This is a genomic window from Pseudarthrobacter scleromae, assembly GCF_014644515.1.
Taxonomy (GTDB): domain Bacteria; phylum Actinomycetota; class Actinomycetes; order Actinomycetales; family Micrococcaceae; genus Arthrobacter; species Arthrobacter scleromae.
Window position 1 is genome coordinate 512,057 of record NZ_BMKV01000001.1, and the last position, 19,880, is coordinate 531,936.

Genomic DNA, 19,880 nt, shown 5'->3' on the forward strand with positions numbered 1-19,880 from the left:
ATTGAGCCATTTAAATAGGCATGTTAGGCAATGAGGAAGCAGGAGACCAAGTGTCTGAGCAGGAGCTCGAGGTAACCGAGACTGAGCTGGAAGAGTCCGCGGACGTCACGGCAGAAGCCGGTGACGAGTCTGAGGTTGATTCCTCCGCGCCCGAATCCGAGGATGCCGGTTCCGACTTTGACGCCGAGGCAGACGCCGGCTCCGAAGAGGAGTCCGCTGACGCCCTCGCCGCTGCCGCCGCTAAAGCAGACGTTGACCCCGCCGAGGAGTTCAAGGCCAAGCTGCGCCGCCAGGAAGGTGACTGGTACGTCATCCACTCCTACGCCGGTTACGAAAACCGCGTGAAGGCCAACCTGGAAACCCGCATCCAGACCCTGGACATGGAAGATTACATCTTCGAAATCCAGGTGCCCATGGAAGAAGTCGTTGAGATCAAGAATGCTCAGCGCAAGGTCATCAACCGCGTCCGCATCCCCGGCTACGTGCTGGTCCGCATGGACCTCACGGACGCCTCGTGGGGCGCCGTCCGCCACACCCCGGGTGTCACCGGCTTCGTGGGCAACGCCCACAACCCCGTGCCGCTTCGCCTGGACGAGGTCTTCTCCATGCTTGCTCCCGTCTTCGAGGAAGAGCAGGCCGAGAAGGGCAAACCGGTCAACAAGCAGAACCAGGCCCCCGTGGACGTTGACTTCGAGGTTGGCGAGTCCGTCATCGTCAAGGAAGGCCCGTTCGAGACCCTTCCCGCCACGATCTCCGAGATCAAGGTCGAATCCCAGACCCTCGTGGTGCTCGTGTCCATCTTCGAGCGCGAAACGCCGGTTACCCTGGCGTTCAACCAGGTCACCAAGATCTAGCCACCCAAGATTTCGTCCCGGGGCTGCCCGCTTAGCAGCACCGGAACGGCCGGCCGCCTTGCCATGGCGGCCACAAACCTGAGGCACGCTCCTGTGCCCCAGGACGTTATTGAGAGAAGGACCCTACATTGGCTCCCAAGAAGAAGGTCACCGGCCTCATCAAGCTGCAGATCCAGGCAGGTGCCGCTAACCCGGCCCCGCCGATCGGTCCTGCGCTTGGCCAGCACGGTGTCAACATCATGGAATTCTGCAAGGCGTACAACGCTGCGACGGAAGCCCAGCGCGGAAACGTCATCCCCGTGGAAATCACGGTCTACGAGGACCGTTCCTTCACGTTCATCACCAAGACCCCGCCGGCTGCAGAGCTCATCAAGAAGGCTGCAGGCGTCGCCAAGGGTTCAGCAACCCCGCACACCGTCAAGGTTGCCAAGCTGACCCAGGCCCAGGTCAACGAGATCGCCTCCACCAAGATGGAAGACCTCAACGCCACGAGCCTCGAAGGCGCAGCAAAGATCATCGCCGGCACCGCCCGCTCCATGGGCATCACCGTCGAAGGCTAGCCGCTTCCGCCGCTTTAGAGTTGTGCCCGGGAATACGGGTACGACGACGGGCGGCACCGCCGGGACACCGGCACCACCAAAACTGAAATGTTGGGAAACGGGCACGGATAACGAGCCCGCCCACCAACTGTGGCAGGGCCCAGCGCGGTCCGCAGACCACAACTGCACAAGGAGAAATAAGCAGCATGGCAAAGCGCAGCAAAGCATATGAGGCAGCAGCCGCCAAGATCGACGCGGAGAAGTTCTACGCGCCGTTCGAGGCAGTGACCCTCGCCAAGGACACCAACCCGTCCAAGTTCGACGCCACCGTTGAGGTTGCATTCCGCCTCGGCGTCGACCCCCGCAAGGCTGACCAGATGGTCCGCGGCACCGTCAACCTGCCCCACGGCACCGGTAAGGTTTCCCGCGTCCTGGTCTTCGCTACCGGCGACAAGGCTGAGGCAGCAATCGCAGCCGGCGCCGACTTCGTTGGTTCCGATGACCTGATCGAAAAGATCGCAGCCGGCTGGACCGACTTCGACGCCGCCGTCGCCACCCCTGACCTCATGGGTAAGGTTGGCCGCCTCGGTAAGGTCCTGGGCCCGCGTAACCTGATGCCGAACCCGAAGACGGGCACCGTGACCCCCGACGTCACCAAGGCCGTCAACGACATCAAGGGTGGAAAGATCGACTTCCGCGTCGACAAGCACTCCAACCTGCACTTCATCATCGGCAAGGTCTCCTTCGACGCCGTCAAGCTGGCCGAGAACTACGCAGCAGCACTGGAAGAGGTGCTTCGCCTGAAGCCGTCCGCTTCCAAGGGCCGCTACATCCAGAAGGCCACGGTTGCCACCACCTTCGGTCCCGGCATCTCCGTCGACCCGAACGTCACCAAGGTTCTGACCGAGGCCTAAATCCTCGTCTGAAACTCCTGCAGCGGAACCTCTCCGCCGCAACAAAACCGCCCGGCACCCGTGCCGGGCGGTTTTGTTTAAGCTGTGGAACTATCCCGGCGCCGGCACCTTTTGCCTAAGCTGTAGGAATGGCTGACCCAGAGTCGGATACCTTCACAGGGGCCCCCGCTGCTCCCGTTATCAAAGCCGTTAAGGTGATGCCGGAACCCGGCATCAATGCCGCTTCTGCAGGGCCCACAGCGGATCTCAGGGAATGCCACGCCCTGCGGGTGGAGCACGAGCTCGCACTGTGGGGCAACCTGGACCGATGCCCCACACTCCAGGAAACTGCCGAGTTCTGGCGGGGCAATGAGTACGAGGAGCGGCAGCTCTTCCTGGCAAGGCTGAATGGGGAGACCGTTGGTATGTGCTCCGTGGAACTGCCGCTCCGCGAGAACACCCACACCGCCGGTGTCGATGTCCTGATCGCGCCCGCCCACCGGCGCCGGGGGCTGGGCACGACGCTGCTGTTACACGCAGAGTCGATTGCCACGACACGGGGCCGGACATCCCTCTACGGGTACCACGAGGTTCCGCTGGCCGCGGCGGACGGGAAAACCCTGCTCCCCGCCAAGTCCGGTGCCGGGGGCCTGCCGGTCACTGAACCTGCAGTGGCGTTCGCCGCCGCTTCCGGCTATGAGCTGGAACAGGTGGAACGGTCCAGCCGGCTGGACCTTCCCGTCGCGCCTGAGCTGCTGGACCGGCTGGAGGCAGACGCAGCAGCACGAGCAGGCGGCTACAGCATCACGGGCTGGGACGACACCTGCCCCGACGACCTGGTGCAGGCCTACGCGCTTCTCAAAGCACGGATGAGCACGGATGTTCCCATCGCCGGGATGGACTGGGAGGGCGAGGACTGGGATGCGGCCAGGGTGCGGGAGGAGGAGCACACGATGGCCCGCGGCGGCGTCCAGTCCGCGGTGACTGCCGCACTGCACAGCGCCACGGGGGAGCTGGTTGCCTACACGGTGCTCAACTGGCGGCCCGGTGTGCCTGCCTCCATTGCCCAGCAGGACACCTTGGTCACGGCGAAACACCGCGGCCGCCGCCTGGGCATGCTCATCAAGGTGGCAAATCTACGGCGTGCCCAGGGCAGATGGCCGGCGGCGCGTTCTGTGTTGACGTGGAACGCCAGTGAAAACCAACATATGCTGGCCATAAATATTGCCCTTGGATTCAGGCCGGCTGGTTATGAAGGTGAGTGGCAGAAACGGCTGGGATGATTCGCCTATGGCAAAAGACGTGAAGATCGAGCAGCTCTGGATCCCTGACTCGCTCGAGGCGCCGGACGCTGCGGACTTTCTGGCCGCCGTCGAAGTGGGACGCAAAGTCCGCATGCAGACCTGGGGCAGCGACGACCTCGCCTACGGCCCCCTGGAAAAGCTCCTTGAGTTCGCCGATCCCTATGAGCGGCAGCTGATCCTCGTCGCCAAGGTGGACGGGGAGATCGTGGGCACCGTTGACATTGCCCTTCCCCTCACGGACAACCTTGACCTGGCGGAGTTCACCCTGGACATCCTGCCCGAGTTCCAGCGCCAGGGCGTCGGGAGAAGGCTGCTCCAGGCCGCCGAGCAGCTGGCCCGCAATGAAGGCCGCACCATGATCCTGGTGGACACCAACCATCCGGGGGCGTCCCTGCACGAATTCGAACGTGCCCAGCTGGTCCCCGGATCGGGTCAGGGCTTTGTGCCGCTGGAGAGCCGCGAGGTGGAGTTCGCCCAACGCACCGGATACACCCTGCAGCACATTGAGCAGTTCAGTTCGTGCCTGCTGCCGCTGGACTCGAAGCTGGTAGCGGACCTGCAGGCCGAAGCGGAGGACGCCAACAACGGACGGTACCGGCTGCATCATTGGACGGACCGGTGCCCGGACCGCTGGCTGGAGGCCGTCGCCGTCCTCGAAAACCAGGCCGGGGCCGACGTCGATCCCTCGCTGCAGGTGCCAGTGGAGCAGGACATGGTGTTCGACGGCGCCATCCTCCGGGAGGCCGAAGACGTTGCCATTGCGCAGGGCCGGCGTACGGTGGTCACCGCCGTCGAGCACCTCGCCAGCGGGGCACTGGTGGGCCTGACCACCATCACGGTGCTGGCCCACCGCGCGGACGTGGTTTTCCAGGACGATACCCTCGTCCTGCAGGAGCACCGCGGGAACAAGCTGGGACTCCTGATCAAGGTGGCAAACATGGAGCGGCTGACGGAGCAGTTTCCTGATGCCCGGGTCATCTACACCTGGAATGCGCCGGAGAACCGATACCTCCTGACCGTCAACCAGCAACTGGGATTCCGGACCGCGGGCGTGACGGGAATCTGGCAGAAGGAGCTTCCGCACCTTCGCACCAGCAACAGCTGACTGCCGATTTGGCGGAGCGGCGGGCCCTACCTTAGACTGGGATGACCAAAGACCGTCGGTTGTTGGAAATCCACTCCCCTGAGCATGGCTCAACTCTGCAGTTCTGCGCGGGGGATAGAAGTGGTTTTCCGGACGAAGGACCCTCAACGCAGGGCGGCCGGCGCAGGTGAACGAAGCAAAGCTCCACGGAATACCTGTGTTGAGCCAAGCCCCGTGCATCTGCGCGGGGCGTTTTTAGTTTTAGCTCATCCGAGCGGGGACCGTCGAATACCGGCACTATCCCCGGAAGGAGGGTTATGGCAACGCCTACCAAGGTTTCAGCAGTAGCTGAGATCACTAACGATTTCAAGGAATCGAACGCCGCTGTCCTGACCGAATACCGTGGGCTCACCGTTGCACAGCTCAAGCAGCTGCGTGTTTCTCTCGGCCAGGACACCAAGTTCACGGTCGTCAAGAACACCCTGACCGCCATTGCAGCCAAGGAAGCCGGTGTCGAAGCATTCGACGGCCAGCTTGCCGGCCCCACTGCAATCGCGTTCATCAAGGGTGACGCAGTTGCCGCTGCCAAGAGCCTGACGGATTTTGCCAAGACCAACAAGCAGCTGGTCATCAAGACCGGTTACTTCGAGGGCAAGGCACTGAACGCCAGCGAGGTTGCCGCACTGGCAGCTCTCGAGTCCCGCGAGCTGCAGCTCGCCAAGGTTGCAGGCGTCCTCAAGGCCCCTGCTGCCGCCGCTGCACGCATCATTGACGCTCTGCGCCTCAAGCTTGAAGAAGAGAACGGTGCACCGGCAGCTGCCGAGGCGCCCGCCGCTGAAGAAGCTCCCGCCGCAGAAGCAGAGGCTCCTGCAGCCGAAGCTCCCGCAGCTGAAGAGAACTAACTCTCTTTACCTCACAAGACTCCGGTGTGAAGCACGGCCGCGTGCCGCTGAACACCACAACAGGAAGGACGCCTACCATGGCGAAGCTCACCAACGAAGAGCTCATTGAAGCTTTCAAGGAACTGACCATCATCGAGCTCTCCGAGTTCGTCAAGCTCTTCGAAGAGACCTTCGAAGTTACCGCTGCTGCTGTTGCTGTTGCTGGCCCCGCCGGCGCTGCTGCTGAAGAGGTTGAAGAGAAGACTGACTTCGACGTCGTCCTCGAAGCTGCCGGCGACAAGAAGATCGCAGTGATCAAGGAAGTTCGCGCCATCACTTCCCTGGGCCTCAAGGAAGCCAAGGACCTGGTTGACAGCGCTCCCAAGGCTGTCCTCGAAGGTGCAACCAAGGAAGCTGCCGAGAAGGCCAAGGAGCAGCTCGAGGCTGCAGGCGCAACCGTTACCCTCAAGTAGTAACGCGCCTTTTCCTCAGGAAGCCCCGTCCACATTTGTGGGCGGGGCTTCCTGCTTTAAAGCGGGGCTTCCTGCTTTAAGCGGGATCGGAGATATCCGCTACAACAGCGTCCAGGGCTGCGGTCAGGGCATCCGCGTCCACGAAGGCGCTGTAGCCGTGGGCGCCCGCGCCCATCGAAATCCGGCGCCCGGTGATGGTGGCGTCCGCGTAGACCGGCCAGCTGGTGGTGCTGCCCAGCGGCGTAATGGTGCCGCGCTCATACCCCGTCGCCTCCAGGGCCATGTCCGCGGGAGGCAGCGACAGCTTGTTGACACCCACCAGGGTTCGCAGTTTGGGCCACGAGATCTGGCGGTCGCCGGGGATCAGCGCAAACAGGAAAGTACCGTCCTTGTGCTTGACCACCAGCGACTTGACGATGTCCGCAGGGCTGATTCCCAGGATGCCGGCCGCCTCTTCGAGGTTCCTGGCGGCCGGCCGTTCCACGATGTCCACCGCCAGCCCGCGGGCGGAGGCGTCGGCCAGGAACCGTCCGTGCCCGGCGCCGTCCGCCCCGCTCAAAACCGGGCCCGCCATCAGTCGCGGTAGAGCAGGAGCGCTTCGCCCTGCCCGCCGCCGCCGCACAGGGACACGGCGGCTTTACCCGTTCCGCGGCGCTTTAGCTCATGCGCAGCATGGACGGCCAGCCGTGCGCCCGAGGCGCCGATGGGGTGGCCCAGCGCAATGGCGCCGCCGTGGATGTTGCACTTCTCGAGCGGGTAGTCCAGGTCCTTGAGCGACTGGACGGCCACGGATCCGAAGGCTTCATTGATCTCAATGAAGTCCAGTTCGGCTGTGGTCCAGCCTGCCCGTCCCAGGGCATCCCGGATGGCATTGGACGGCTGTGAGTGCAACGAGTTGTCCGGTCCGGCAACCTGCCCGGGTTTTCCGACGACGGCCAGATATTCCAGGCCGTGTTCCTCGGCATAGCCGCGGGAGGCCAGCACCAGGGCTGCGGCCCCGTCCGAGAGGGGAGAGGAGTTCCCTGCGGTGATGGTCCCGTCCGTCACGAAAGCTGCGCGCAGCCCGGCGAGCGAATCCACGGAGGTGTTGGGGCGGACGCCCTCGTCAACGGAGACCACGAGTGGATCGCCCTTGCGCTGCTTGATGCTGACCGGGACGATTTCATCGTCGAACGTTCCATTCTTGGCGGCCAGGGCAGCCCGCTGGTGGGACTGGGCGGCCACTTTGTCCTGCGATGTGCGGTCAATGCCCAGGGCCAGGTTGCGGGTCTCGGTGGACAGGCCCATGGACTGCCCGTCGAAAGCGTCCGTCAGGCCATCGTGCGCGGCGGCGTCCAGGGCCTGGATTGAACCGTAGGTCCAGCCCTGCCGCGAGCCGGGAAGCAGGTGCGGGGCCCGGGTCATGGATTCCTGGCCGCCGGCCACCACCACTGCCGCCTCGCCGCCGCGGATCATCCGGGCGGCGTCGATCACCGCAGTAAGTCCTGACAGGCAAACTTTGTTGATGGTCACGGCAGGGACGTCCCAGCCGATGCCGGCACCGATTGAACTTTGCCGGGCGGGGTTCTGGCCGGCACCGGCCTGCAGCACCTGGCCCATGATGACGGCTTCCACGTCGCCGGCATCCACGCCACTGGCGTCCAGGGCGGCCTTGATGGCGCGGGAACCCAATTCCACGGCGGTGAAGCTTGCCAGCTGCCCATTGATCCGGCCCTGCGGGGTGCGCGCTGCTGCGAGGATGACAACGTCAGTGTTGTCACGGGAGTTGCCCATGGTTATCTCTTCCGATCCGTTTTCCGGTGTAAGCCACCAAGGCTATCGTGACCCTGGTCACCTAAGTATTCAAACGCCCGGAGCCGTATGGGCATTCCGCCCCGGCGCAGCGCGCTGCGGGCACAAGTCCGCTTCGGCTTCCCGGCAGGGGAGAGGTCCCCATCCCCTGAACGTGCACGACGGCGGCGGCGTGCGTAGGGTGGAGCGCGGACAGTTATGCAGGGGGAACACCGGGTCCTGCCCCGGGGACGGTTGGAGCAGCAGCGTGAAAAGACTACTCGCCACGGCGGCAGCCGCCGCCCTCGCGGCGCTCACCGCCTGTTCCGTATCTGTGCCCGACCAGGAAGCCTCCTCCGCGCCCCCATCCCAGCCGGAGCCAGGCCCCACCCGCACCAGCGGCGCCGTCGGCGGCAGTGCCGGGACGCCGTCGTCGTCCCCTGCAAGTGGCACCAAGGCGGCGTGCGAGCTTTTCAACTCCCTCTTTGAACGCTACGCGGCTGTTCCTTCCGGAGATTCCAGGGGCTACGAGGACATCTACCTGCAGGCTGAAGAGGCAAAGGGCACGGTGTCCGGCGACCTTCGCGGCCTGTTCGCATCACTGAGCCTGCTGGCTATTGACCGTTCGGGTGCCGCCGGATCCGGAAGTGGGCCGGCGCAGGAGTCGGAAGACGCTGTCCGGGACGCCGTCTTTGCCAACGCCGGGACCTGCACGGACGCCGGGGTCACGCTGCGGCTGTAGTCCCGAAGAGGCGCGAAAACCGGTGCTTGCATTCCGGCCGGACATGGGGTAGACATGTAGGTTATTTTGCCGTATCGTAGATATTTGCGTCTTCCCTGTTTACCTTCAGCCTTCATATAGCGGTGGGCTTTGCCTAGCAGCTGACAATCAACGTGCCGTCAACCACGTCACAGCATGGTCAGCGCGGGCCCCGGGTCATATAGCGGAACCGGATGGTAGCACTGCGGAGCATTCCGCAGGGTGCACAGCGGGGGAGATCTGAAAACGCCTGAAGGTCTGTGGAAGGATCCCTCTTGGTCGCCTCGAGCACCTCTAATAACGAAACCGCTAACACTGCCGACAGCACTGATGGTGCCACTCGCCGGCTCTCATTCGCAAAGATTCACGAACCTCTTGACGTTCCGAATCTGCTTGCCCTGCAGACGGACAGCTTTGACTGGCTGGTCGGCAACGAACGCTGGCAGGCACGCGTAGCGAAGGCTGTCGAAGAAAACGATCTCAGCGTCGCCACCACGTCCGGCCTGTCGGACATCTTCGAAGAGATCTCCCCGATCGAGGACTTCCAGGGCACCATGTCCCTGAGCTTCTCCGATCCGGAGTTCGCTGACCCCAAGTACACCATGGCCGAGTGCAAGGACCGGGACGCTACGTACTCCGCTCCGCTGTACGTCAAGGCCGAGTTCATGAACAACAACACGGGCGAAATCAAGCAGCAGACCGTGTTCATGGGCGACTTCCCGCTGATGACCGAGAAGGGCACCTTCGTGGTCAACGGCACGGAGCGTGTCGTCGTCTCCCAGCTGGTCCGTTCCCCGGGCGCCTACTTTGAGCGTGCCGCCGACAAGACCAGCGACAAGGACATCTTCACCGCGAAGATCATCCCGTCCCGCGGCGCCTGGTTCGAGCTCGAAATCGACAAGCGCGACCAGGTCGGCGTTCGCCTCGACCGCAAGCGCAAGCAGTCCGTCACGGTCCTGCTGAAGGCCCTCGGCTGGACCGAAGGCCAGATCCTCGAAGAGTTCGGCCAGTACGACTCCATGCGCGCAACGCTGGAGAAGGACGCCACCGAGACCCGCGAAGACGCGTTGCTGGACATCTACCGGAAGCTGCGACCGGGCGAGCCGCCCACCGTCGAGGCTGCCCAGTCCCTGCTGGACAACCTGTACTTCAACTCCAAGCGCTACGATCTGGCCAAGGTTGGCCGCTACAAGATCAACCGCAAGCTTGGCATCGACCGCTCCCTTGGCGACAAGGAAGCCTCGGTCCTGCACGTTGAAGACATCGTTGCCATGATCAAGTTCCTCGTTGCGCTGCACGCCGGCGAGAAGACCATCAAGGGCACCCGTGACGGCCAGGAAGTGGACCTGCGCGTCGAAATCGACGACATCGACCACTTCGGCAACCGCCGCATCCGCGCCGTCGGCGAGCTCATCGAGAACCAGGTCCGCACCGGCCTGTCCCGCATGGAGCGCGTTGTCCGCGAGCGTATGACCACCCAGGACGTCGAGGCCATCACGCCGCAGACCCTGATCAACATCCGCCCCGTGGTTGCGGCCATCAAGGAGTTCTTCGGAACCTCCCAGCTGTCCCAGTTCATGGACCAGAACAACCCGCTCTCGGGTTTGACCCACAAGCGCCGCCTGTCGGCCCTTGGCCCGGGTGGTCTGTCCCGTGACCGCGCCGGCATGGAAGTCCGTGACGTGCACCCGTCCCACTACGGACGTATGTGCCCCATCGAAACCCCTGAAGGCCCGAACATTGGCCTGATCGGTTCGCTGGCATCCTACGGGCGCATCAACCCGTTCGGCTTCATTGAGACGCCGTACCGCCTGGTCAAGAACGGCGTCGTTTCCGACGACGTCCAGTACCTGACGGCCGACGACGAGGCTGAAGTCCTGATCGCCCAGGCCAACGCGCCGCTGGACGAGAACAAGAAGTTCGCCGAAGAGACCGTCCTGGTCCGTGCCCGCGGTGGTGGAGGCGAGCCCGTCCTCGTTCCCGCCGAGGACGTCGAGTTCATGGACGTTTCCCCGCGCCAGATGGTGTCCGTGGCTACCGCCCTGATCCCGTTCCTGGAGCACGACGACGCAAACCGCGCACTCATGGGTGCCAACATGCAGCGCCAGGCCGTGCCGCTGGTCCGTTCCGAGGCCCCCTTCGTGGGTACCGGCATGGAGCGCGCCGCAGCCGTCGACGCCGGTGACGTTGTCATCGCCAAGAAGGCCGGTGTGGTCACCGAGGTTTCAGCCGAGCTCGTCATCATGCTCAACGACGACGGCACGGAGACCAACTACCGCATCAACAAGTTCGCCCGCTCCAACCAGGGCAACTGCTACAACCACCGCGTCCTGGTGAACGAAGGCCAGCGCCTGGAAGTTGGCGGCATCATCGCCGACGGCCCGGCAACGGACCAGGGCGAGCTCGCCCTCGGCAAGAACCTGCTCGTGGCATTCATGTCATGGGAAGGCCACAACTTCGAGGACGCCATCATCCTCTCGCAGCGCATTGTTGCCGAGGACGTTCTTTCCTCCATCCACATCGAGGAGCACGAGATCGATGCCCGCGACACCAAGCTTGGTGCCGAGGAAATCACCCGTGACATCCCCAACGTGTCCGAGGAAGTCCTGGCAGGCCTGGACGAGCGCGGCATCATCCACATCGGTGCCGAGGTTGAAGCAGGGGACATCCTGGTCGGAAAGGTCACCCCGAAGGGTGAAACCGAGCTGACCCCGGAAGAGCGCCTGCTGCGCGCCATCTTCGGTGAGAAGTCCCGCGAAGTCCGCGACACCTCGCTGAAGGTTCCCCACGGCGAGTCCGGCACCGTCATCGGCGTGCGCGTCTTCGACCGCGACAACGACGACGAGCTTCCCCCGGGCGTGAACCAGCTGGTCCGCGTCTACGTCGCTGCCAAGCGCAAGATCACCGACGGCGACAAGCTCGCCGGCCGCCACGGCAACAAGGGTGTTATTTCCAAGATCCTCCCCGTTGAGGACATGCCCTTCCTTGCCGACGGCACCCCCGTTGATATCGTCCTGAACCCGCTGGGTGTCCCGGGCCGTATGAACGTGGGCCAGGTGCTCGAAACGCACCTCGGCTGGGTTGCCAAGACCGGCTGGAAGATCGAAGGCGAGCCCGAGTGGGTCAAGCAGCTGCCGAACCTGCCGCGCGAAAGTGGCCAGACCACTGTTGCAACGCCGGTGTTCGATGGTGCCCGCGAAGAGGAAATCACGGGCCTGCTGGACTCCACCAACGTGACCCGCGACGGCGAACGCCTGATCAACTCCTCCGGCAAGACCCGCCTGTTCGACGGCCGTTCCGGCGAGCCGTTCCCGGATCCGATCTCGGTCGGCTACATGTACATCCTGAAGCTCCACCACCTGGTGGACGACAAGATCCACGCGCGCTCCACCGGCCCGTACTCCATGATCACGCAGCAGCCGCTGGGTGGTAAGGCACAGTTCGGTGGCCAGCGCTTCGGTGAAATGGAAGTGTGGGCGCTCGAGGCCTACGGCGCCGCCTACACGCTCCAGGAACTCCTCACCATCAAGTCTGATGACATCCATGGCCGCGTGAAGGTCTACGAAGCCATCGTCAAGGGCGAGAACATCCCCGAGCCGGGCGTTCCCGAGTCCTTCAAGGTCTTGATCAAGGAAATGCAGTCGCTGTGCCTGAACGTGGAAGTTCTTTCCACGGACGGAACCACAATTGAAATGCGTGACTCTGATGACGCAGTCTTCACGGCTGCGGAAGAACTGGGCATCGATCTGTCTCGTGCAGAGCCCAGTTCCGTAGAAGAGGTCTAGCAGGCGGGCGTACCGGGAAAAGCGGCGCCACCCGCGCTGTCTTATTCCGGTACGCTCCCTCCCTCATTCCGCACCCAAGACTTCAGAATTTAGAGAACAAGAGAGAACAGGGACCATATGTCCAGCGAATCCTCCTTCGGCCTCATGCAGATCGGCCTCGCCACCGCGGAAGACATCCGCGGCTGGTCTTACGGCGAGGTTAAGAAGCCGGAAACCATCAACTACCGCACGCTCAAGCCCGAGAAGGACGGACTCTTCTGCGAGAAGATCTTCGGCCCGTCCCGGGACTGGGAATGCTACTGCGGCAAGTACAAGCGCGTGCGCTTCAAGGGCATCATTTGTGAGCGTTGTGGCGTTGAGGTCACCCGCGCAAAGGTCCGCCGTGAGCGCATGGGCCACATCGAACTGGCCGCTCCCGTCACGCACATCTGGTACTTCAAGGGTGTTCCCTCACGCCTGGGCTACCTCCTTGACCTGGCACCGAAGGACCTCGAAAAGGTCATCTACTTCGCTGCCTACATGATCACCAGCGTTGACGAAGCCGCGCGCCACGAGGAACTGCCCAACCTGCAGGTTGAGCACGACATCGAGAAGAAGCAGCTGATCGACAACCGCGACTCCGACATCGCGGCGATCGCCCGCGACCTCGAAGGCGAGATTGCCCGCCTTGAGGGTGAAGGTGCAAAGGCTGCCGACAAGAAGAAGGCCCGCGACTCCGCCGACCGCCAGATGGCCAACGTGCGTAAGCGCGCCGACGCCGACATCGAGCGCCTCGAGCAGGTCTGGGACCGCTTCAAGAACCTTAAGGTCGCCGACCTCGAAGGTGACGAAGGACTGTACCGCGAGCTGCGCGACCGCTACGGCATGTACTTCGAAGGCTCCATGGGCGCCGAAGCCATCAAGAAGCGCCTTGAAAGCTTCGACATGCAGGCCGAGTCCGACCTGCTGCGCGACATCATCGCCAACGGCAAGGGCCAGCGCAAGACCCGTGCCCTCAAGCGCCTGAAGGTGGTCAACGCGTTCCTGACCACCAACAACAGCCCGCTTGGCATGGTCCTCGACGCCGTCCCGGTGATCCCGCCGGAACTGCGCCCCATGGTCCAGCTGGACGGTGGCCGCTTCGCGACCTCCGACCTCAACGACCTGTACCGCCGCGTGATCAACCGCAACAACCGCCTCAAGCGCCTGCTTGACCTGGGTGCTCCGGAGATCATCGTCAACAACGAGAAGCGCATGCTTCAGGAAGCTGTTGACAGCCTCTTCGACAACGGCCGCCGCGGCCGTCCGGTCACCGGACCGGGCAACCGTCCGCTGAAGTCCCTGAGCGACATGCTCAAGGGCAAGCAGGGCCGTTTCCGCCAGAACCTCCTCGGCAAGCGCGTGGACTACTCCGGCCGTTCGGTCATCGTCGTCGGCCCGCAGCTGAAGCTGCACCAGTGCGGCCTGCCCAAGCAGATGGCCCTGGAGCTCTTCAAGCCGTTCGTGATGAAGCGCCTGGTTGACCTCAACCACGCCCAGAACATCAAGTCGGCCAAGCGCATGGTCGAGCGCTACCGTCCGCAGGTCTGGGACGTGCTGGAAGAAATCATCACCGAACACCCGGTGCTGCTCAACCGTGCACCTACCCTGCACCGCCTCGGCATCCAGGCGTTCGAGCCGCAGCTTGTTGAAGGCAAGGCCATCCAGCTCCACCCGCTGGTTTGTGGCGCGTTCAACGCCGACTTCGACGGCGACCAGATGGCAGTCCACCTGCCGCTGAGCCCCGAAGCCCAGGCTGAAGCCCGCATCCTGATGCTGTCCTCCAACAACATCCTGAAGCCCTCCGACGGACGTCCGGTCACCCTGCCCTCGCAGGATATGATCATCGGCCTCTACCACCTGACCACCAAGCGCAAGGGTTCGGCTGGCGAAGGCCGTATCTTCGGCTCGGTTTCGGAAGCCATCATGGCGTTCGATGCCCGCGAGCTGCACCTGAACTCGCAGGTCAAGATCCGCCTTGAAGGCTTCGTGCCCTACGCAGGATGGGAAGCTCCGGAAGGCTGGGAGCAGGGTCAGCCCGCACTCGTCCAGACCTCCCTGGGCCAGGTCCTCTTCAACGAGACCCTGCCCGAGGACTACCCCTGGGTGGAAGCCGTTGCCGACAAGGGCGAACTGTCCCGAATCGTCAACGACCTCGCCGAGCGCTACCCGAAGGTGGTCACCGCGGCAACGCTGGACAACCTGAAGGATGCCGGTTTCTACTGGGCCACGCGTTCAGGCGTCACCGTCGCCATCTCGGACATCGAGGTTCCGGCTGCGAAGCCGGCGATCCTCGCCGGTTACGAGGAGCGGGCCGCCAAGATCCAGGGCCAGTACGACAAGGGCCTGATCGACGACGACGAGCGTCGCCAGGAACTCATCGAGATCTGGAACAAGGCAACCAACGAGATCGCCCAGGCAATGCGCGACAGCCTGTCACCGATGAACACCATCAACCGCATGGTGTCCTCCGGTGCACGTGGTAACTGGATGCAGGTCCGCCAGATCGCGGGTATCCGTGGCCTGGTGGCCAACCCGAAGGGTGAAATTATTCCCCGTCCCATCAAGTCCTCCTACCGCGAGGGCCTGTCGGTTCTGGAATACTTCATCGCCACGCACGGTGCCCGTAAGGGCCTGGCTGACACCGCACTGCGTACCGCCAACTCGGGTTACCTGACGCGTCGCCTGGTGGACGTCTCCCAGGATGTCATCGTCCGCGAAGAGGACTGCGGCACCGAGCGTGGCCTGGTCACGCCCATCGCCGTCGCCGATTCCAACGGTGAGCTTGTCCTGGACGAGAACGTCGAGAACAGTGCATACGCACGTACGCTCGCCGTCGACGTCGTGGACTCCGAGGGCAAGGTCCTCGCAGCCGCCGGCACCGACTGCGGTGACGTGGTGATCGATGAGCTGTTCAAGGCAGGCATCACCGAGGTCAAGGTCCGCTCCGTACTCACCTGTGAGTCCAGCGTCGGAACCTGCGCACTGTGCTACGGCCGTTCGCTGGCCACCGGCAAGACCGTGGACATCGGCGAGGCCGTCGGCATTATCGCCGCACAGTCCATCGGTGAGCCCGGTACCCAGCTGACCATGCGTACGTTCCACACCGGTGGTGCTGTTTCCGCCAGCGGTGGCGACGACATCACCCAGGGTCTGCCCCGTATCCAGGAGCTCTTCGAAGCCCGTACTCCGAAGGGTGTCGCACCGATTGCTGAAGCAGCCGGCCGCATCACCATCGAAGAGTCCGAGCGCCAGATGCGCCTGGTCATCACCCCCGATGACGGAACCGAAGAGATCGCCTACCCGGTCCTGCGCCGTTCACGCCTGCTGATCGAGGATGGCGACCACGTCACCGTCGGCCAGAAGCTGATCAACGGTCCGGTGGATCCCAAGCAGGTCCTGCGCATCATGGGTCCGCGTGCGGCACAGAAGTTCCTGGTGGACGAAGTCCAGGGCGTGTACCGCAGCCAGGGCATCGGTATCCACGACAAGCACGTCGAGGTTATCGTCCGCCAGATGCTGCGCCGCGTCACGGTCATCGAGTCCGGCGAATCGGACCTGCTGCCCGGCGAGCTCGCCGAGCGCAGCCGTTTCGAGGATGCCAACCGCCGCGTTGTGTCCGAAGGCAAGACTCCGGCTTCCGGACGTCCCGAGCTCATGGGCATCACCAAGGCGTCCCTGGCAACCGAGTCCTGGCTGTCCGCAGCATCCTTCCAGGAGACCACCCGCGTCCTGACGCAGGCGGCCATGGAAGGCAAGAGCGACCCGCTGCTCGGCCTCAAGGAGAACGTCATCATCGGTAAGCTGATCCCGGCCGGCACGGGCCTCCCGCGCTACACCGAGGTCACCGTCGAGCCCACTGAGGAAGCAAAGGCCAACCTGTTCACCGGCCCCAGCGCGTTCAGTGACTTCTCGTACGACACCCTGGGTGGGGACGGAGCTCCCGAGTTCCACGCCATCCCGCTGGATGACTACGATCTGGGCAACGACTTCCGCTAGCCGGAAACGCCTGACGCAAGGATGGTCCTTCACCGCAAGGTGGGGGACCATCCCCGTTTAACCCCGCCGATTAAGGGGTAGGGGCCGTCCATGCTAGACTTGTTACCAATTGTTATTGTGGCAGTGGATGAGTGCGCCGGTTGGGCTGAAGAGCTGAACCAGAGCGACGTTTCCGGTTTGCAGGGTTCTTGTGCAACGTATGCCACATTTTTGCATGCCTAGGGGCCATTGAAGACGCGAGTCAGGTCATGCCCTGCGTATGCGATCCGACTATTAAGGCTTCGCCTTCGCTGCCATGGAGATCTTCTTCAAGGCCCAGGCGGCGGGGCAACGCAAAGGAGAGTGGCTGGAAGCGGCCACTCCGGATAAAACGGAGAACACGAGAGTGCCTACGATTAACCAGCTGGTCCGCAAGGGCCGCACGCCGAAGGTCAAAAAGACCAAGGCTCCCGCGCTTAACGGCAGCCCCATGCGCCGCGGTGTTTGCACCCGCGTTTACACCACCACCCCGAAGAAGCCGAACTCGGCTCTCCGTAAGGTGGCGCGTGTACGCCTCAATGGTGGCATTGAAGTTACCGCCTACATCCCCGGTGTTGGCCACAACCTGCAGGAGCACTCCATTGTGCTCGTCCGCGGTGGTCGCGTGAAGGACCTCCCGGGCGTCCGCTACAAGATCGTCCGTGGCGCCCTCGATACCCAGGGTGTCAAGAACCGTAAGCAGGCGCGCAGCCGCTACGGCGCAAAGATGGAGAAGAAGTAATATGCCTCGCAAGGGTCCGGCCCCCAAGCGGCCGCTCGTACTAGATCCCGTTTACGGCTCCCCGCTGGTCACCCAGCTCATTAACAAGGTGCTCGTTGACGGCAAGAAGTCCACGGCAGAGCGCATCGTCTACGGTGCCCTCGAAGGCGCCCGCGCCAAGTCCGGCGGCGACCCCGTAGCAGCCCTCAAGAAGGCCATGGACAATGTCAAGCCTTCCCTCGAGGTCCGCTCACGCCGCGTCGGTGGCGCCACCTACCAGGTTCCGGTTGAGGTCAAGCCGGGCCGCTCCACCGCCCTCGCACTGCGCTGGCTGGTTGGCTACTCAAAGGCCCGCCGCGAAAAGACGATGACCGAGCGCCTCCAGAACGAAATCCTGGATGCATCCAACGGTCTCGGTGCCGCTGTGAAGCGTCGCGAAGACACCCACAAGATGGCCGAGTCCAACAAGGCCTTCGCACACTACCGCTGGTAATACTCCCGGGCGCCGCCGGCTCAACCGAGCCGGCGGCGAACGCGTAGTCAATCCCAAAAGGAGACCCCGTGGCACAGGACGTGCTTACCGACCTTAGTAAGGTCCGCAACATTGGCATCATGGCCCACATTGATGCCGGCAAGACCACCACAACCGAGCGCATCCTGTTCTACACGGGTGTGAACCACAAGATCGGCGAAACGCACGACGGCGCTTCGACCACTGACTGGATGGAACAGGAAAAGGAACGCGGCATCACCATCACGTCTGCCGCCGTGACCTGCTTCTGGGAAAACAACCAGATCAACATCATCGACACCCCCGGCCACGTTGACTTCACCGTTGAGGTTGAGCGCTCACTGCGCGTCCTCGACGGTGCCGTCGCCGTCTTCGATGGCAAGGAAGGCGTCGAGCCTCAGTCCGAGACCGTATGGCGCCAGGCTGACAAGTACAACGTTCCGCGTATCTGCTTCGTCAACAAGATGGACAAGCTGGGCGCTGACTTCTACTTCACCGTGGACACCATCATCAGCCGCCTGGGCGCCAAACCGCTGGTCATGCAGCTGCCCATTGGTGCAGAGAACGACTTCATCGGCGTAGTGGACCTCCTCTACATGCGTGCCCTCGTGTGGCCCGGCGACGCCAAGGGTGACGTGACCATGGGTGCGAAGTACGAGATCCGTGAGATCCCGGCTGACCTCCAGGAAAAGGCTGAGGAGTACCGCGCAGCCCTCGTTGAGGCCGTTGCAGAGTCCTCCGAAGAGCTCATGGACAAGTACCTTGAAGGCGAAGAGATCTCGATCGATGAGCTCAAGGCCGGCATCCGCAAGATGACGATCAACTCTGAGCTGTACCCCATCTTCTGTGGTTCAGCCTTCAAGAACCGTGGTGTTCAGCCGATGCTCGACGCGGTCGTGGACTACCTGCCGAACCCGCTCGACGTCCCGCCGATGATCGGTCACGATCCTCGCGACGAAGAAAAGGAACTGACCCGCAAGCCGTCCTCGGAAGAGCCGTTCTCGGCCCTCGCGTTCAAGATTGCAGCGCACCCGTTCTTCGGCCAGCTCACCTTCATCCGCGTGTACTCCGGTCACGTGGAAGCAGGCGCCCAGGTGGTCAACTCCACCAAGGGCAAGAAGGAGCGCATCGGCAAGCTGTTCCAGATGCACGCCAACAAGGAAATGCCCGTTGAGGGCGCTACCGCCGGCCACATCTACGCAGCCATCGGTCTGAAGGACACCACAACGGGTGACACCCTGTGCGACTCCGCCAACCAGATCGTCCTGGAGTCCATGAGCTTCCCCGAGCCCGTGATCTCGGTTGCCATCGAGCCCAACACCAAGGGTGACCAGGAGAAGCTCTCCACGGCCATCCAGAAGCTCTCCGCTGAGGACCCCACCTTCCAGGTGTCCCTCAACGAAGACACCGGCCAGACCATCATCGCCGGCATGGGCGAGCTCCACCTGGACATCCTGGTGGACCGCATGCGCCGCGAATTCAAGGTCGAGGCCAACGTTGGCAAGCCGCAGGTTGCCTACCGCGAGACCATCAAGCGTGCTGTAGAGCGTCACGACTACACGCACAAGAAGCAGACCGGTGGTTCGGGCCAGTTCGCAAAGATCCAGATTGCCATCGAGCCGCTGGACACCGCAGAGGGCGAGCTGTACGAGTTCGAGAACAAGGTCACCGGTGGCCGCGTTCCCCGCGAGTACATCCCGTCGGTTGACGCTGGTATCCAGGACGCGCTGAACGACGGCGTCCTGGCCGGTTACCCGGTCGTCGGCATCAAGGCCACGCTGGTAGACGGCGCGTACCACGATGTTGACTCCTCGGAAATGGCGTTCAAGATCGCCGGCCGTATGGCTTTCAAGGAAGCTGCACGCAAGGCGAACCCGGTTCTGCTCGAACCGCTGATGGATGTCGAGGTCCGCACCCCTGAGGAATACATGGGTGAAGTTATCGGTGACCTCAACTCCCGCCGTGGCCAGATGCAGTCCATGGAAGATGCACAGGGCGTCAAGGTCATCCGTGCGCACGTTCCGCTGTCCGGCATGTTCGGCTACATCGGTGACCTGCGCTCGAAGACCCAGGGCCGCGCTGTGTACTCCATGACGTTCAACAGCTACGCCGAGGTCCCGAAGGCAGTTGCCGACGAGATCATCCAGAAGACCCGCGGCGAATAGTCTTTCGGACGTTCGCGGCGAACAACCTCGGGTGCGCTTTTCGATTCCGGAAAGCACAGCCGGTGCAGGTGGCCAGGCCGGTCGGATTCATCCGGTCAAGCTGGC

The 19,880-nt window shown here is 63.3% G+C and carries 15 protein-coding genes; 13 read left to right on the forward strand and 2 right to left on the reverse strand.

All coding sequences use genetic code 11. The features are described 5' to 3' along the window. Positions 1-50: 50 nt before the first annotated feature. From nusG to rplL, 7 genes are all read left to right on the forward strand, one after another. Positions 51-854 (forward strand): transcription termination/antitermination protein NusG, encoded by an 804-nt coding sequence (nusG, locus tag IEX33_RS02425; protein WP_104184344.1) that lies wholly within the window; start codon positions 51-53, stop codon positions 852-854. A gap of 128 nt (positions 855-982) precedes the next feature. After that, on the forward strand, positions 983-1,414 hold the full coding sequence (rplK, locus tag IEX33_RS02430) for a 50S ribosomal protein L11 (RefSeq protein WP_003803853.1): 432 nt from the start codon (positions 983-985) through the stop codon (positions 1,412-1,414). Positions 1,415-1,599: 185 nt separating this feature from the next. After that, positions 1,600-2,307 carry a 50S ribosomal protein L1 gene (gene rplA, locus IEX33_RS02435; RefSeq protein WP_066277900.1) on the forward strand — a complete coding sequence of 236 codons (708 nt, stop codon included), beginning with the start codon at positions 1,600-1,602 and terminating at the stop codon, positions 2,305-2,307. Positions 2,308-2,435: 128 nt separating this feature from the next. After that, entirely contained in the window at positions 2,436-3,569 is a 1,134-nt protein-coding gene (locus tag IEX33_RS02440; protein ID WP_308421945.1) for a GNAT family N-acetyltransferase, read from the forward strand. A 7-nt stretch (positions 3,570-3,576) separates the two neighbouring features. Continuing rightward, positions 3,577-4,695, forward strand: a complete 1,119-nt coding sequence (locus IEX33_RS02445) for a GNAT family N-acetyltransferase (RefSeq protein WP_104184343.1) — start codon at positions 3,577-3,579, stop codon at positions 4,693-4,695. 296 nt (positions 4,696-4,991) lie between these two features. Continuing rightward, complete coding sequence (gene rplJ / locus IEX33_RS02450) at positions 4,992-5,576, forward strand: 50S ribosomal protein L10 (protein WP_104184342.1); 585 nt, start codon at positions 4,992-4,994, stop codon at positions 5,574-5,576. A 77-nt stretch (positions 5,577-5,653) separates the two neighbouring features. Continuing rightward, on the forward strand, positions 5,654-6,028 hold the full coding sequence (gene rplL, locus IEX33_RS02455) for a 50S ribosomal protein L7/L12 (RefSeq protein WP_066277893.1): 375 nt from the start codon (positions 5,654-5,656) through the stop codon (positions 6,026-6,028). Between the two features lie 76 nt (positions 6,029-6,104). Here the strand turns inward: rplL and IEX33_RS02460 are convergent, their stop codons facing one another. Both IEX33_RS02460 and IEX33_RS02465 read right to left on the reverse strand, forming a co-directional pair. After that, positions 6,105-6,602, reverse strand: coding sequence for an aminoacyl-tRNA deacylase (locus IEX33_RS02460; protein WP_188727429.1), 498 nt, complete (start codon positions 6,600-6,602; stop codon positions 6,105-6,107). After that, positions 6,602-7,801 carry an acetyl-CoA C-acetyltransferase gene (locus IEX33_RS02465; RefSeq protein ID WP_188727431.1) on the reverse strand — a complete coding sequence of 400 codons (1,200 nt, stop codon included), beginning with the start codon at positions 7,799-7,801 and terminating at the stop codon, positions 6,602-6,604. The genes IEX33_RS02460 and IEX33_RS02465 overlap by 1 nt, the downstream gene beginning before the upstream one ends. A 265-nt stretch (positions 7,802-8,066) precedes the next feature. Here IEX33_RS02465 and IEX33_RS02470 point away from each other — a divergent pair, with 265 nt between their 5' ends. From IEX33_RS02470 to fusA, 6 genes are all read left to right on the forward strand, one after another. Beyond that, positions 8,067-8,540: a hypothetical protein gene (locus IEX33_RS02470; RefSeq protein WP_188727432.1), complete on the forward strand. Its 474-nt coding sequence runs from the start codon at positions 8,067-8,069 to the stop codon at positions 8,538-8,540. A gap of 293 nt (positions 8,541-8,833) precedes the next feature. Beyond that, positions 8,834-12,343: a DNA-directed RNA polymerase subunit beta gene (gene rpoB / locus IEX33_RS02475; RefSeq protein ID WP_079596667.1), complete on the forward strand. Its 3,510-nt coding sequence runs from the start codon at positions 8,834-8,836 to the stop codon at positions 12,341-12,343. Positions 12,344-12,460: 117 nt separating this feature from the next. Beyond that, on the forward strand, positions 12,461-16,360 hold the full coding sequence (locus IEX33_RS02480) for a DNA-directed RNA polymerase subunit beta' (protein WP_104184338.1): 3,900 nt from the start codon (positions 12,461-12,463) through the stop codon (positions 16,358-16,360). A gap of 385 nt (positions 16,361-16,745) precedes the next feature. Then, a complete protein-coding gene (rpsL, locus tag IEX33_RS02485; protein WP_018773658.1) occupies positions 16,746-17,120 on the forward strand; it encodes a 30S ribosomal protein S12 in 375 nt (124 codons plus the stop codon). A gap of 1 nt (position 17,121) precedes the next feature. After that, the gene (gene rpsG, locus IEX33_RS02490; RefSeq protein WP_026531948.1) at positions 17,122-17,592 is read left to right on the forward strand and encodes a 30S ribosomal protein S7; all 471 of its coding nucleotides are present in this window, start codon (positions 17,122-17,124) and stop codon (positions 17,590-17,592) included. A gap of 68 nt (positions 17,593-17,660) precedes the next feature. Next, positions 17,661-19,775, forward strand: a complete 2,115-nt coding sequence (gene fusA / locus IEX33_RS02495) for an elongation factor G (protein WP_104184337.1) — start codon at positions 17,661-17,663, stop codon at positions 19,773-19,775. Positions 19,776-19,880: the final 105 nt, after the last annotated feature.